Genomic DNA, 14,227 nt, shown 5'->3' on the forward strand with positions numbered 1-14,227 from the left:
TACAGAAAAATAAATGTTTGCGCTTTCAAAAAAGGTGCTATATAGTGAAGGTGGATACTGAAAAATTCTTCTGAATGATACTCGTGTTTTTAGAGGGCGGATTTTTTGGATAAGGATTTAGAATGAAAAAGTATAGGTGATAAAAATGATAGCAACGAAGGATATACGTATAGAAAAAGATTTTTTAGGTGAAAAAGAAGTACCAAGTGCAGCTTATTATGGTGTACAAACATTACGTGCCGTAGAAAACTTCCCAATTACAGGATATCGCATTCATCCATCACTCATTACAGCAATGGCAATTGTGAAAAAAGCGGCGGCGCTTGCGAATATAGATACTGGTTACTTAGCTAAAGACATTGGACATGAAATTGCAGAAGCAGCGCAAGAAATTGTTGATGGAAAGTTTCATGATCAATTTATCGTGGATCCTATTCAAGGTGGAGCCGGAACTTCTATTAATATGAATACAAATGAAGTAATTGCGAATAGAGCGTTAGAACGTATGGGATATGAAAAAGGGGCGTATGGGAAAATTAGCCCAAACACTCATGTGAACATGGCCCAATCAACGAACGATGCGTTTCCAACAGGGATTCATATTGCAACTCTTATGATGTTAGAAAAGCTTCTTATTACAATGGAAGAACTTCATTCTGCTTTTCGTAAAAAAGCAAAAGAGTTTGATCATGTTATTAAAATGGGACGCACACATTTACAAGATGCAGTTCCAATTCGCCTTGGACAAGAATTTGAAGCGTATAGCCGAGTGCTTGCGCGTGATATAAAAAGAATTAAACAGTCTCGTCAACATTTATATGAAGTGAATATGGGCGCGACAGCTGTTGGTACAGGATTAAATGCAAATCCTACGTATATTGAACAAGTGGTAAAACATTTAAGAACGTTTAGTGGATTCCCACTTGTTGGTGCAGAGCATTTAGTTGATGCAACGCAAAATACAGATGCATACACAGAGGTATCTGCAGCACTTAAAGTATGTATGATGAACATGTCTAAAATTGCAAACGATCTTCGTATTATGGCGTCTGGTCCACGTGTTGGGTTAGCTGAAATTCAATTGCCAGCACGTCAGCCAGGTTCATCGATTATGCCAGGAAAAGTAAATCCAGTTATGGCAGAAGTGATTAACCAAGTCGCATTCCAAGTAATCGGAAACGATCATACAATTTGCTTAGCATCAGAAGCAGGACAATTAGAGTTAAACGTAATGGAGCCTGTGCTTGTATTTAATTTAATTCAATCTATTAGTATTATGAATAATGGATTCCGTGTATTCCGTGAATATTGTATTGAAGGAATTACGGCAAATGAAGAATTGCTGAAGCAATATGTTGAGAAAAGTGTTGGAATTATTACAGCAGTTAATCCTCATATTGGTTATGAAGTAGCATCTCGTATTGCACGTGAAGCAATTGAAACAGGGAAATCTGTTAGGGAGTTATGTTTAGAACATGGTGTACTGACAGAAGAGGAATTGGATATTATTTTAGATCCATTCGAAATGACTCACCCTGAAATTGCTGGAGCTTCTTTATTAAAAAATAAAAAAATGTAATGTGAAAAACACCGATCCACTTGGATCGGTGTTTTATTTTTAAAAGATATTAAATACAGCGTTTAATTGAAGTAAGCTAATAACAGCTAAGAAGATTAAACTGTATTTCATTGCTGTTTTAAATAGAGCAGATTCTTTACCAACTAGTCCAACTGCGGCACAAGCAACTGCTACAGATTGTGGTGAAACCATTTTTGCCATTGTACCACCTACTACGTTTAAGGCAACGAGTGTAGAAGGAACGATGTTTAACTGGTCTGCTGTTACTGCTTGAAGTGGTGCGAATAAAGAACCACTTGAAACTACTGAACCTGTAATGAATACGCCAATCCATCCTAAGATTGGAGAAAGAACTGGGAATGCATTACCAGTAGAAGAGAATGCAAGTCCAAGTGTAGATGACATACCAGAGTAGTTTTCTACGTAAGCTAAAGCGATAACGCTACAAATTGTATATACTGGAGCTTTTAATTCTTTCATTGTTTCAATCATTAATTCTTTAACCATTTTACCTTTTACGCGGTAAACGATAAGTGAAACGATAATTGCTAGTACAATCGCAGTAGTTGTAGAAGAGAATACATCAAATTTGAAAACAGCTGCGAAAGGTGTATCAGCTTTTGTAATTGGTGTAGTTTTCATAACAGCATTATGAAGACCAGGGAACTGAATGTTAAATACTAAGTTTGCTAACGCACCATCTGGAGCAAATAAAGCTTTAATCGGTTTTAAGTTAAAGATTGTTACAAATGCAGTTAAGAATACGAATGGAGACCAAGCATATAAAATTTGATTGAATGTGTGTGATACTTTAGTTTCTTGTTTTTCTTCTTTAGTAGAAGATTTTGGTTGCCAAACACGTAAGAATAATGCAAGAGAGATCATACTTACAACGGCTGCGAAAATATTAGTAAGTTCTGCGCCTAAGAAGTAAGTTACAGCGAATTGAGTAATAGCGAAAGAAACACCACTTACAAGAATACCTTGCCAAGTTTCTTTAATACCTTTAATTCCATCGACCATTGAAACAAGTAAGAAAGGTAAGATAACACTAATGAAAGGTAAAATAAGAACAGTTTGACGACCAATAGTTAATGCGTCAAGTTGAGTTAATTGTGCTGGTACTGTAACTGGAATACCCATAGCACCCATAGCACCACCAGCAATATTAGCTACTAAACAAATACCTGCTGCTTTTAATGGATTAAAGCCCATACCTACAAGTAGTGCAGCTGTAATAGCAACTGGAACTCCTAGACCAGCTGCGCCTTCTAAGAAAGCACCGAAAGAATAAGCGATTAATAATACTTGTAAACGTTGATCATTTGTAATGCTTGAAATACTATCGCGAATAATATTGAATTGCTCTGTTTTAACAGTTAATTTGTAAAGGAAAATTGCGGCGATAACGATAGTACAAATTGGATAAAATCCAGATAAAACACCGAATCCGGCAGATGCTACAGCTACTGTTGCTGGCATTTTATAAACAAATATTGCAAGGATAATAGCGACAATCACACTATAAAGACCAGCCATGTAACTTTTCATTTTGAATCCCATTAAACAAATGATGAAACAAAAGATTGGAAGTGCTGCGATTAGTGCAGATAACCAAATATTGTTTAATGGGTCATAAATTTGTGTCCAAGTACTCATAATAATGACAACTCCTATCTATTATATGTGAAGAAATTCACATTATTTGTGAAACTATTCACAATCAACTTACATGCTTAGTATATTCTCCTTCAACACTATTGTCAACGTAAAAAAGTATAATTATTCCATAATAGTGTTAAAAGAAAAGCTTTGTTCATAAAGTAGACAAAAAACACACTCAAATGAATTTAAGTGTGCTGTATAAACTATGTGCATATTATTTTGCTTATTCAGATGGCATGTTCCTTATAGGCGTATATTAGATGAAGTCTTTTATATTAAGTATAAAGTTTGATATATGCAATTATCTGTCCTGTTTGATCTAGTGGGGGGAACGGTGAGTGGATTTAATAGGAAGTTTTGCACAACAATCCAACCGCTTGCAATACGAATAAAAAATAAGAAACAAATTTTTAATATCACATCATCTCTTTTTACTGAAAATTCCTTTTAGCGTAACAAAGAGGTTAATTATAGTTCAACTACATTACGATAGGTTATCAATTATAGACGGTATTTTACAATACCGTTACTGTGCATTTCAATGAGGTGAAAATATAACAAAAAGCCTGATAAAACAACGTTTGCAAGCAAAGTATTCGTAGGCCATTATTTTGCTTTTTCGTTATATCATATAGTATAATATTCAAAATCAGCAAGGATTTTTTCCTGAATTTTTGCTGATAAAGATGGAAAATTTTTTCGGCTTTATAGGTTGATAAAGTTATGTCGTAACAGGAAATATAAGAACAGATATATAAATAAATAAAAAGAACATAAAAACGCAAATAAAAACGAAAATGAGGGGAACTTTATGAGCCAAAATCAATTCGAATGTCGTATTTCAGAAGAAGATGTACAAATGTTAAGAGCGTTAGCTCACCCACTTCGTCTACGTCTAGTAATGGAACTTATGCAAAGAGGAACATGTAATGTAACACAGCTACAGGAAGTATTAGAAATTCCACAATCAACTGTTTCACAATATTTAACGAAGTTAAAGCAAAATAAAGTAGTACGCTTTGAAAGACGAGGATTAGAAGTGTATTATCAAATCCATAATGATAAAGTAAGTGCGGTAGTAAAAACATTATTTTCTTAAAATTTGAATATTATGGAAAAAGACGTGTAGAATATACGTCTTTTTTTATTTGTCAGAAAGGTAGCGAGAGAGTAAATATTAGCATGTGAGGAAGAAATGACTATCAATCAACATGCTGCCTTACGGAATATATTCTAAAAGGAAAAGAAAAAATAGAAAGGAGTGTAGTAAGCAAAAGGAGGGATAGTAGTATGGATGTAAAACGTGTGAAACAAATCTTATCTTCTTCAAGTAGAATTGACGTTACATATGAGGGCGTACCAGTATGGATTGAGAGCTGTGATGAGCAGAAGGGGAGTGCTCAAGTGTATGATGTATCTAATCCTGGTGAGAGCGTTCATGTGGACGTGACAGCTTTAGAGGAGAAATAATAAAAAAGACGCTTCTAATTTTAGAAGCGTCTTTTTGTTATTCCATCATACTTGCAACTTTTTTAGAGCATAGAAGAAGTACAAATCCTAAGACGATAACGATAATCCCGATACTTGCAAATACTTCAAGGTATCCTAATGATTGTGTAAAGGAAGCAAGTTTACCAGCTAACCAGTTAGCCATACCTGAACCAGCTAACCATACACCCATTAATAATGATGCTAATTTAACAGGTGCAATTGCACTTACCATAGATAATCCGATTGGTGATAAGAATAGTTCTCCAATTGTATGGAACATATAAGTGATAACGATGAATAATAAGTTTGCTTTAACAGTTATATCAGCTTCACTACTTCCGGTTTTTAGAACCGCTAATGTTAAAACCAGGTAACCTATACCTAGTAAAATCATACCAAATGCCATTTTTGTTGGTATTTTTAAATCGCCACGCTTTGATTTAGAAAGTTTTAACCATAGCATAGATACGAATGGTGCAAGGAGTACGATGAACGCTGGATTAACGGATTGGAACCAAGATGTTGGCACTTCCCATCCGAAAATTGTACGATCAACAAATTTATCTGTATAAAGTGTTAAAGAACTACCAGCTTGTTCAAAGCCTGCCCAGAAGAATACTACGAAACAAGTTAAAATTACAATTGCCCAAGTGCGATTTTTTTCTTGTTTTGTTAAAGGTTTCTTTTCAATTGTAGGTTGATTTTTTGATTTTTTACCGACAACTGTTGTTCCAGCTTTACCAAGGTAGCGAGGAGCTAATAAGTTGAAAACAATTTGCCCAACAATCATACCGATACAAGCTGCTAAGAATCCGTATTTATATCCCATAACCATAACGCCATCAACGCTTGTTTTAAAGAAGTCTTCTGCTAAAAATCCACAAATAAGTGGAGCAAAGAAAGCACCTACGTTAATACCCATATAGAAGATAGTAAATGCACTGTCACGACGTGAATCATTTTCATCATACAATTCACCTAACAGTGTAGAAATATTTGGTTTAAAGAATCCATTACCAATAACTAATAATATTAATCCAAGGAAAAGTCCTGTTTTTGTGTTCATTGAGAATAGTACAAAGTTACCGATTGCCATAATAATTCCGCCGAGAGTAATGGCATGACGTCTTGTAATGTAATGATCAGTTAGCCATCCGCCAAGAATTGGCATGAAATATACTGCTGCTGTAAAATAACCGTATAATTGCACTGCAAATGCCTTATCAAATCCTAACCCGCCACTAACCGCAGCAGTTGTTAAATAAAGAACTAAAAGGCCACGCATTCCATAATAACTAAATCTTTCCCACATTTCTGTTAAGAACAACAAGTACAACCCTGGTGGATGTTTTTTTGGTGATTGTTGCTCTCCAGCTTTGTCTAATTTTAAAGCTGCATCCATTTTTGTTTCCCCCTAATCCTGTATAACGGATATTTATGTAATCATTTTAATTTACAAAATATTTAGAAGTCAATAGAATTATATGGAAATAGAAAGAAAATTTCTAAAAAAGTTCTATTTTTCTTCGACCGTTACTGTATTTTGCCCTGAAAACGAGATGATAAGCGTTTTCAAATGTAATAATTGAATTCTAAAAGAAAATAAAATAGTGATTAATCAGAAAATTTAGATTAAAATATTTATTCTGATATAAAGAAAATATATTCTATTTACTTTCTCAATATAACATATTGGGAATAAAAATACAAAACGAAATAATGTGACATTTAAGTGAATTGAAAAATAACCAGCTCCACAGAAGGGAGCTGGTTAAGGAAATATTATTTAACAAAGCGTTTTTCGATGTCATCTAATAGTAGGTTAGCGGCCATTACGCCACCAGCTGTATTCCAAATAACGTCATCAACTTTGTATGCTTTACCATTTTTTACTGCATTTAAATTTTTAAATAGAGGATCGTTTATATACTCTTTTTCTAGTTCAGATCCTTTTTTCTCATTTCCTTTATCGAATGTGAAGTAGAATAATACGTCACCATCCATAGCAGAAATACGCTCTTTAGATACGTTACGCTCTGCAAAATCATCTTTATTTTGATCTCCAGGACGTTTAAATCCAAGTTCTTTTAAAATAACACCAGAGAATGTATCGCCATGATAAATACGAACATCACCAGGCATGAAACGAACCATAGAGATTTCTTGGTTTACTTTATCGCCAAGTTTGCCTTTTAAATCTTTTATACGTGATTCGTAATCAGCTACAACTTTTTGACCTTCTTTTTCTTTATTTAATGCTTTTGCATAAAATTTGAAGTTATCTTTCCATTCACCACGTAATGTTTCTGAGAACACAGTAGGTGCAATTGCTTTTAGTTGTTCGTACACTTTTTCGTGGCGCATTTTATTACCGATAATTAAGTCTGGTTTTAAAGAAGCAATTGTTTCAACGTTAACTTGTCCTTCATCACCAACAACTTTTACATCTTTCATTTTATCCTTAATATGTGGATACCATGGGTCACCAGTCCAAGACTTTACAGCACCAACTGGTTTCACACCTAATTCAAGTAAAGCTTCAGTTCCTTCATTTGTTAAGATAACTACACGTTTTGGATTAGCAGGAACTTCTGTTTTACCCATTGCATGTTCTACAGTAACCACTTCTTTTTTATTATCTTCTTTTGTAGATTCTTCTTTGTTATTTGATTTTCCACAAGCGCTTAAAAGCATTGAAAATGCTAGTAAAAATACAAATACTGTAAACGATTTCTTCCGCATGAAATTCATTATGTACCCCCTACATGTTGAGAATATTTTTCAATAGCAAGCATGATATTAAGCCTTTATCTTTTGATTGTCAATACATATGGGTGAAAATAATTCTCATTTCCGTTGACAATGAGAATTAAGTTGAAATACACTAACAACGTATCATTATACATTGAAGGGGAAACGCTGCATGTTATTAAAAACAAATCGAGCAAAATGGATTGGATTATTTGTTGGAATCATTGCAGTCGTTATTTGTATTTGGGGAAGTATTATTTTTGGATATACAAATACGAGTTGGAAACTAGCATTGGATGCTTTTTTCCATTTTAACGGTTCCAATGAACATATTATTATTCAAAATGTACGTCTGCCTAGGGCGTTAATTGCAGCTAGTGTTGGTGCTAGTTTAGCCATTGCTGGTTGTCTTATGCAAACTTTAACTAAGAATCCACTTGCTTCTCCAGATTTTATTGGATTAAATTCAGGTGCTGCGTTCTTCATAGTTGTAGCAATTGTAATCTTTTCAGTAACATCATTATCAGCTTTCACATGGATTGCCTTTTTAGGAGCGGCGGTTGCAGCTGTACTTGTATTTGCTTCTAGTTCTTTAGGAAAAGAAGGAACTACTCCTCTTAAGTTAACGTTAGCAGGGGTCGCAATTAGTGCGTTATTTTCATCATTAACACAAGGATTACTTGTGTTAAATGAAAAAGCACTTGAAGAGGTATTATTTTGGCTTGCTGGATCTGTGCAAGGGAGAAAGTTAGAAATTTTACAATCTGTATTCCCATATTTATTAATAGGATGGATTGCATCTCTTATGATGGCAGGGAAAGTAAATACATTGATGATGGGAGAAGACGTCGCGAAAGGACTTGGACAACGAACAATTTTAATGAAATCATTCGTGTTACTTATTATTGTACTGTTGTCTGGTGGTTCGGTTGCGGTTGCTGGCCCAATTGGATTTATTGGAATTATTACTCCGCATTTTGCGAGATTTCTTGTTGGAGTTGACCACAGATGGAGAGTGCCTTATAGCGGATTGTTAGGTGCAATACTACTAATATCGGCTGATATAGCAGCAAGATATGTCATTATGCCACAAGAAGTACCAGTAGGAGTTATGACAGCATTTATTGGAGCTCCATTCTTTATTTATATTGCACGTAAGAGAGGGCTTAGCAAATGAAGAAATATATTCCGTTTCGTATAGGAAAAGGTGAGCTCTCGTTTTTAATGTATAAACGAGCTTGTCTCGTCTTGTTAAGTTTACTAGTTGTTTTAATAGGATTATTCTTTGCGAGCGCAGGTATGGGAGACATGAAAATTGCTCCTTATGATGTATGGCAAGCGATCACTGGAAATGGCGATGCGATGTCTAACATGGTTGTAAATAAGTTTCGTATGCCGCGTATTTTAATTGCCATCCTCGTAGGAATTGCGCTTGCTGTAGCAGGATGTATTTTACAAGGTCTCGTTCGAAATCCACTTGCTTCTCCGGATATCATCGGGATTACGGGCGGGGCAAGTGTTGCAGTTGTATTGTTTTTAGCTATATTTAGTGATAAAAATAATGCGCTAACTGTAAGCATTCATTATATGCCGTTAGCAGCCTTTGTTGGGGCAACGATTGTGGCGCTTTTTGTATATTTATTTGCATGGAGAAATGACGGGTTATCGCCGATTAGTCTTGTTTTAATTGGTGTGGGGTTTTGGGCATTAACGAAAGCGGCAACGACTTTGTTTATGTTGTTAGCACCAATTTATCAAGCGAGTCAAGCGAATGTATGGATTACAGGTACTGTTTATGGTTCTTCATGGCAAAACGTTATGGTGCTTGCACCGTGGGTTCTCATTTTAACGGTAATATCATTTATAGCTGCTAGACATTTAAATGCGCAAGAGCTAGGGGATGATATTGCGGTAGGACTTGGTGTTCCTTTAACGAAGTCACGCGTATTCATGTTATTACTTAGTACGGCTTTAATTGGGGGAGCAGTTGCCTTCGCCGGAGGAATTGGATTTGTCGGTTTAATGGCACCTCATATTTCACGAAGGCTAGTTGGTTCTTTATACGGTGCATTACTCCCAGTTGCAGCTATTGTTGGTGCAATTCTAGTACTTGCTGCAGATTTAATTGGGCGTACAGTTTTCACACCACTTGAAATTCCAGCAGGGGTATTTACATCAGCAATTGGTGCACCTTATTTTATTTATTTACTTTATAAAAGTCGGAATTCATAAAGGGAGATGAATATGCAAAAAGCATTGGAGACGAAACGTTTGACGTTGTCTTATGGTGAAACAATTATTATCGATGAGTTGAATTTAGAAATTCCAAAAGGTGAAATTACAATCTTTATCGGTTCCAACGGTTGCGGGAAATCAACTTTATTACGTTCACTAGCTAGATTATTAAAGCCAACAACTGGTGACATTTTGTTAGATAATCAAGCTATTCAAAGTATGCAAACGAAGCAAATTGCTCGTCAAATGGCAATTTTACCGCAAGGACCGCAAGCACCTGAAGGGCTTACAGTATTGCAACTTGTAAAACAAGGACGCTATCCATATCAAACATGGCTGAAACAGTGGTCAGAAAAAGATGAGGAAATGGTACAGAAGGCACTTGCAGCAACAGGTATGACAGAATTTGCTGAGCGTGATGTGCATGCTCTTTCAGGTGGACAACGACAACGTGCTTGGATTGCAATGACGCTTGCACAAGATACAGATATTATTTTACTGGATGAGCCTACTACATATTTAGATATGACTCACCAAATTGAAGTGCTAGATTTATTATTCGAATTAAATGAAACAGAACAAAGAACAATTGTTATGGTATTACACGATTTAAATTTAGCATGTCGCTATGCAGATAACATTGTAGCCATTCAAGATAAACAAATATATGCACAAGGTAAACCTGAAGAAGTGGTAGATGAGAAACTAGTACGTGATGTATTCCGAATGGAGTGTCAAATTAGTACGGATCCGTTGTTTGGAACACCACTTTGTATACCTCACGGAAGAGGAAGACGTGTAGTTAAAGAAGTTGCTCAGGTAATGAGATAAAAAAACGATGAGTGATTCATCGTTTTTTTATTTGGTACAAGAAAATAAGAGGAAGAGAGGAATACGTAAGCGACGTTTATACTCTTCTTCATTTTGAAAATAGGTTGGATTTGGTGTAGCTTCTTTTAATGATGTAATGGTAAATCCGGCTTGCTGTAATAATGTGAAATAATCTTCCGTTGTACGATGATATTTAATAACTTCTTGGTCAATCCATGGTTCAACCCGTTTGCCTAGTTTAAAGTAATCATCGACGAGCCAACTCGTTCTTTTACCACTTGTTTGTAAGCTTTCAAACGAAGAAGTAATAACGGGATGTTGAACGCTAAAGGTAAAGGTGCCATTTGTTTTTAAAGTTTGAAACACATTTTGAAAAATGGTATCAAGATGTTCAATATAATGTAAGGCGAGTCTAGATGTTACTAAATCAAAAGTGGAAGAGGGGTAGGTATAATCTTTGAGGTTTAAAAAATGAACAGATCCATTTTTATTTTCTAGTTGTTTTTTAGCTTTTTCATACATAAGTTCAGAGCCTTCAATGCCGGTGTAAGAGTAGCATCCCTTTTCTAATAATTCCGCGCCAAACTTAGCATCACCACAGCCTAAATCGAGAATTTGTTTTCCTCGTACATGACCAATGAGCTGAAAGAATACTGGTTTTTCAATGGATTCATTTGGGCTATTTTCTCGGTATCTTCGTTTCATATATTGTTCGAAAAATGCTGTGTTATTGTATACATCAGATTCTGTAAATGCCATGTTTGAAACCTCCGGAAATATTTTTTTAATTCTATCAAATATGAAAAGTAAATAATAGATTTATTGTAATGAATCATATATAATCTAAAATTGTAAGCGGTTACTTTAAACTATTTTTCTATAATAAATTCTGAAAACGTGTTAAGCTAGTAGAGGGATTATTAGAACTATTAAGACAATAATCCGCTTACATGAACGATGGGAGGCTTCACGATGTCTAGTAAAACACTTGCGAAATTTTTAGAAGAAAATTTAGAGAATTTAAAATCAAAGGGGCTTTATAACGTAATTGATCCGCTTGAGAGTTCAAATGGACCGATCATTACAATTGGCGGAAAAGAATATATTAACTTATCTTCAAACAACTATCTTGGATTAGCAACAGATAGCCGTTTGCAAGAAGCAGCAATTGGTGCTATTCATAAGTACGGTGTTGGAGCAGGGGCTGTTCGTACAATTAACGGTACTTTAGATTTGCATATTAAGTTAGAAGAAACAATTGCAAAGTTTAAACATACAGAAGCAGCAATTGCTTATCAATCAGGATTTAACTGTAATATGGCAGCGATTTCAGCTGTTATGGATAAAAATGATGCAATTCTTTCAGACGAATTAAACCATGCTTCTATTATTGATGGTAGTCGTCTATCAAAAGCAAAAATTATTGTTTATAAACATTCGGATATGGAAGATTTACGCCAAAAAGCAATTGCGGCGAAAGAATCAGGTCTTTACAATAAATTAATGGTAATTACAGACGGTGTCTTTTCAATGGATGGAGATGTTGCAAAACTACCAGAAATTGTTGAGATTGCAGAAGAGTTAGATTTAATGACATACGTAGATGATGCACACGGTTCAGGTGTACTTGGAAAAGGTGCAGGAACTGTAAAGCACTTCGGTCTTTCTGATAAAGTTGATTTCCAAATTGGTACATTATCAAAAGCAATTGGGGTAATTGGTGGATATGTAGCAGGGAAACAAAATTTAATTGACTGGTTAAAAGTTCGTTCACGTCCATTCTTATTCTCTACAGCATTAACACCAGCTGATGCAGCAGCTTGCATGAGATCAATTGAAATCTTAATGGAAAGCACAGAGTTACACGATCGCTTATGGGAAAATGGTCGCTACTTAAAACAAGGATTAAAAGAACTTGGCTTTAACATTGGGGAAAGTGAAACGCCAATTACACCTTGTATCATTGGGGACGAAGTATTAACACAAGAATTTAGTAAACGTCTAAATGAAGAAGGTGTATACGCAAAATCTATCGTGTTCCCAACTGTAGCAAAAGGAACAGGGCGCGTTCGTAATATGCCTACAGCAGCTCATACGAAAGAAATGTTAGATGAAGCAATTCTTAAGTATGAAAAAGTAGGAAAAGAAATGGGCATCATTTAAGTAACGACATCTTTTGAATAGCTTGCAAATGAGGAGTGGGGAAAATGAAAAAAATTCTAGTAACCGGTTCTTTAGGGCAAATTGGTTCTGAACTAGTAATGAAACTTCGTGATGTATACGGCGCATCAAATGTTATTGCAACAGATATTCGTGAAACAGATAGTGAAGTAGTAACGTCTGGTCCATTTGAAACGTTAGATGTAACAGATGGACAAAAACTACATGATATCGCAAAGCGTAATGAAGTAGATACAATTATTCATTTAGCAGCTTTACTTTCAGCAACAGCAGAAAAAAATCCGTTATTTGCATGGAATTTAAATATGGGTGGACTTGTAAATGCTCTAGAAGCAGCTCGTGAATTAAACTGTAAGTTCTTCACGCCAAGTTCTATCGGTGCATTTGGTCCATCAACGCCAAAAGATAATACACCGCAAGATACAATTCAGCGTCCTACTACGATGTATGGGGTAAACAAAGTGGCAGGAGAATTACTGTGTGATTATTATCATCAAAAATTTGGCGTAGATACGCGCGGTGTCCGTTTCCCAGGTTTAATTTCTTACGTAGCGCCTCCAGGAGGCGGAACGACTGATTATGCAGTTGAAATTTATTATGAGGCGATTAAAAAAGGTGCATACACCTCATACATTGCTGAAGGAACATATATGGACATGATGTATATGCCTGATGCTTTACAAGCGATCATTTCATTAATGGAAGCTGATCCAAGTAAGCTAGTGCATAGAAATGCATTTAACATTACAGCAATGAGCTTCGAGCCAGAGCAAATTGCAGCGTCAATTCGTAAACACATTCCGACGTTTACAATGGATTATGCAGTAGATCCAGCTCGTCAAACAATTGCTGATAGCTGGCCGAACTCTATTGACGCAACAGCAGCAATGAAAGAGTGGGGCTTTAAAGCAGAATACGATTTAGACAAAATGACAACTGACATGCTGGCTAAGTTAAAAAAAAAGCTCACAGCTGAGTTAGTGATGAATTAATAGGAAGAGTCGATTCTTAGGAATCGGCTCTTCATTATTTTTGGGAGGAGAGAAGTCTTATGCAAAGAGTTGATGTCGTATACGCACTAATACATGACGAAGAAACAGATAAAATATTAATGGTACATAATGTAGAACAAAACGTTTGGTCATTGCCAGGTGGGGCTGTGGAAAAAGGTGAAATATTAGAGGAAGCACTAATAAGAGAAGTGAAAGAAGAGACAGGTTTAACCGCCTTGGCTGGGGGGCTTGTTGCGATCAATGAAAAATTATTTGAAGAATCAGGGAATCATGCACTATTTTTTACATTCCGAGCGAATGTAGTAAAAGGGGAACTTATTGCGGAAGATGAAGGTGAAATTTCTGCAATAGAGTGGGTAGATCGAACAATTGCGAATGAGCGTTTCCCATACTATGACGGAGGATTTGAATCTTTATTAGAAGTAGCCATTCCATACAAGTTTCAACCAGAAACAAAGTAATTGAATGAAAAAACAGGAGC

13 protein-coding genes are annotated in these 14,227 nt (G+C 35.6%); 9 read left to right on the forward strand and 4 right to left on the reverse strand.

The window, feature by feature from the left end:
- Window positions 1–145 precede the first annotated feature (145 nt).
- Window positions 146–1,579, forward strand: a complete 1,434-nt coding sequence (aspA, locus tag NST90_RS03075) for an aspartate ammonia-lyase (protein ID WP_025710096.1) — start codon at window positions 146–148, stop codon at window positions 1,577–1,579.
- Between the two features lie 39 nt (window positions 1,580–1,618).
- Here the strand turns inward: aspA and NST90_RS03080 are convergent, their stop codons facing one another.
- A complete protein-coding gene (locus tag NST90_RS03080) occupies window positions 1,619–3,238 on the reverse strand; it encodes a lactate permease LctP family transporter (RefSeq protein WP_044306389.1) in 1,620 nt (539 codons plus the stop codon).
- 817 nt (window positions 3,239–4,055) lie between these two features.
- Here NST90_RS03080 and NST90_RS03085 point away from each other — a divergent pair.
- Both NST90_RS03085 and NST90_RS03090 read left to right on the forward strand, forming a co-directional pair.
- The gene (locus NST90_RS03085) at window positions 4,056–4,343 is read left to right on the forward strand and encodes a metalloregulator ArsR/SmtB family transcription factor (protein WP_283748117.1); all 288 of its coding nucleotides are present in this window, start codon (window positions 4,056–4,058) and stop codon (window positions 4,341–4,343) included.
- Between the two features lie 191 nt (window positions 4,344–4,534).
- Complete coding sequence (locus NST90_RS03090) at window positions 4,535–4,714, forward strand: acid-soluble spore protein H (protein ID WP_000382679.1); 180 nt, start codon at window positions 4,535–4,537, stop codon at window positions 4,712–4,714.
- Window positions 4,715–4,751: 37 nt separating this feature from the next.
- Here NST90_RS03090 and NST90_RS03095 read toward each other — a convergent pair whose 3' ends face one another.
- On the reverse strand, window positions 4,752–6,137 hold the full coding sequence (locus tag NST90_RS03095; RefSeq protein WP_000338327.1) for a peptide MFS transporter: 1,386 nt from the start codon (window positions 6,135–6,137) through the stop codon (window positions 4,752–4,754).
- A 380-nt stretch (window positions 6,138–6,517) separates the two neighbouring features.
- On the reverse strand, window positions 6,518–7,486 hold the full coding sequence (locus NST90_RS03100) for an iron-siderophore ABC transporter substrate-binding protein (RefSeq protein WP_001010274.1): 969 nt from the start codon (window positions 7,484–7,486) through the stop codon (window positions 6,518–6,520).
- A gap of 172 nt (window positions 7,487–7,658) precedes the next feature.
- Between NST90_RS03100 and NST90_RS03105 the strand changes: the two genes are divergently transcribed.
- The 3 genes from NST90_RS03105 to NST90_RS03115 are packed head-to-tail and all read left to right on the forward strand — an operon-like array spanning window position 7,659 to window position 10,552.
- A complete protein-coding gene (locus NST90_RS03105; RefSeq protein WP_046392344.1) occupies window positions 7,659–8,663 on the forward strand; it encodes an iron ABC transporter permease in 1,005 nt (334 codons plus the stop codon).
- Window positions 8,660–9,718, forward strand: a complete 1,059-nt coding sequence (locus NST90_RS03110) for an iron ABC transporter permease (RefSeq protein ID WP_000760054.1) — start codon at window positions 8,660–8,662, stop codon at window positions 9,716–9,718. The genes NST90_RS03105 and NST90_RS03110 overlap by 4 nt, the downstream gene beginning before the upstream one ends.
- Window positions 9,719–9,730: 12 nt before the next feature.
- Window positions 9,731–10,552 carry an ABC transporter ATP-binding protein gene (locus NST90_RS03115; protein WP_001167963.1) on the forward strand — a complete coding sequence of 274 codons (822 nt, stop codon included), beginning with the start codon at window positions 9,731–9,733 and terminating at the stop codon, window positions 10,550–10,552.
- A gap of 27 nt (window positions 10,553–10,579) precedes the next feature.
- Here NST90_RS03115 and NST90_RS03120 read toward each other — a convergent pair whose 3' ends face one another.
- A complete protein-coding gene (locus NST90_RS03120; RefSeq protein WP_000885978.1) occupies window positions 10,580–11,311 on the reverse strand; it encodes a class I SAM-dependent methyltransferase in 732 nt (243 codons plus the stop codon).
- Between the two features lie 213 nt (window positions 11,312–11,524).
- Here NST90_RS03120 and NST90_RS03125 point away from each other — a divergent pair, with 213 nt between their 5' ends.
- Genes NST90_RS03125 through NST90_RS03135 form a run of 3 tightly spaced genes read left to right on the forward strand, consistent with a single transcriptional unit; the run spans window position 11,525 to window position 14,207 of the window.
- On the forward strand, window positions 11,525–12,715 hold the full coding sequence (locus tag NST90_RS03125; RefSeq protein WP_046392345.1) for a glycine C-acetyltransferase: 1,191 nt from the start codon (window positions 11,525–11,527) through the stop codon (window positions 12,713–12,715).
- A 44-nt stretch (window positions 12,716–12,759) separates the two neighbouring features.
- Window positions 12,760–13,725, forward strand: a complete 966-nt coding sequence (locus NST90_RS03130; RefSeq protein ID WP_000723125.1) for an L-threonine 3-dehydrogenase — start codon at window positions 12,760–12,762, stop codon at window positions 13,723–13,725.
- A 59-nt stretch (window positions 13,726–13,784) separates the two neighbouring features.
- Window positions 13,785–14,207 carry an NUDIX hydrolase gene (locus tag NST90_RS03135; RefSeq protein WP_044306390.1) on the forward strand — a complete coding sequence of 141 codons (423 nt, stop codon included), beginning with the start codon at window positions 13,785–13,787 and terminating at the stop codon, window positions 14,205–14,207.
- Window positions 14,208–14,227: the final 20 nt, after the last annotated feature.

The sequence above is a fragment of the Bacillus sp. FSL E2-8900 genome, assembly GCF_037966225.1.
Classification (GTDB): Bacteria; Bacillota; Bacilli; order Bacillales; family Bacillaceae_G; genus Bacillus_A; species Bacillus_A cereus.

Excerpts from the sequence above, each read along its gene's own strand:
- NST90_RS03105 (WP_046392344.1), top strand. The coding sequence starts at position 7,659 with ATGTTATTAAAAACAAATCGAGCAAAATGGATTGGATTATTTGTTGGA.
- NST90_RS03130 (WP_000723125.1), top strand. The coding sequence starts at position 12,760 with ATGAAAAAAATTCTAGTAACCGGTTCTTTAGGGCAAATTGGTTCTGAA.
- NST90_RS03085 (WP_283748117.1), top strand. The coding sequence starts at position 4,056 with ATGAGCCAAAATCAATTCGAATGTCGTATTTCAGAAGAAGATGTACAA.
- NST90_RS03115 (WP_001167963.1), top strand. The coding sequence starts at position 9,731 with ATGCAAAAAGCATTGGAGACGAAACGTTTGACGTTGTCTTATGGTGAA.
- NST90_RS03110 (WP_000760054.1), top strand. The coding sequence starts at position 8,660 with ATGAAGAAATATATTCCGTTTCGTATAGGAAAAGGTGAGCTCTCGTTT.
- NST90_RS03080 (WP_044306389.1), bottom strand. The coding sequence starts at position 3,238 with ATGAGTACTTGGACACAAATTTATGACCCATTAAACAATATTTGGTTA.
- NST90_RS03090 (WP_000382679.1), top strand. The coding sequence starts at position 4,535 with ATGGATGTAAAACGTGTGAAACAAATCTTATCTTCTTCAAGTAGAATT.
- NST90_RS03095 (WP_000338327.1), bottom strand. The coding sequence starts at position 6,137 with ATGGATGCAGCTTTAAAATTAGACAAAGCTGGAGAGCAACAATCACCA.
- NST90_RS03125 (WP_046392345.1), top strand. The coding sequence starts at position 11,525 with ATGTCTAGTAAAACACTTGCGAAATTTTTAGAAGAAAATTTAGAGAAT.
- NST90_RS03135 (WP_044306390.1), top strand. The coding sequence starts at position 13,785 with ATGCAAAGAGTTGATGTCGTATACGCACTAATACATGACGAAGAAACA.
- aspA (WP_025710096.1), top strand. The coding sequence starts at position 146 with ATGATAGCAACGAAGGATATACGTATAGAAAAAGATTTTTTAGGTGAA.
- NST90_RS03120 (WP_000885978.1), bottom strand. The coding sequence starts at position 11,311 with ATGGCATTTACAGAATCTGATGTATACAATAACACAGCATTTTTCGAA.
- NST90_RS03100 (WP_001010274.1), bottom strand. The coding sequence starts at position 7,486 with ATGAATTTCATGCGGAAGAAATCGTTTACAGTATTTGTATTTTTACTA.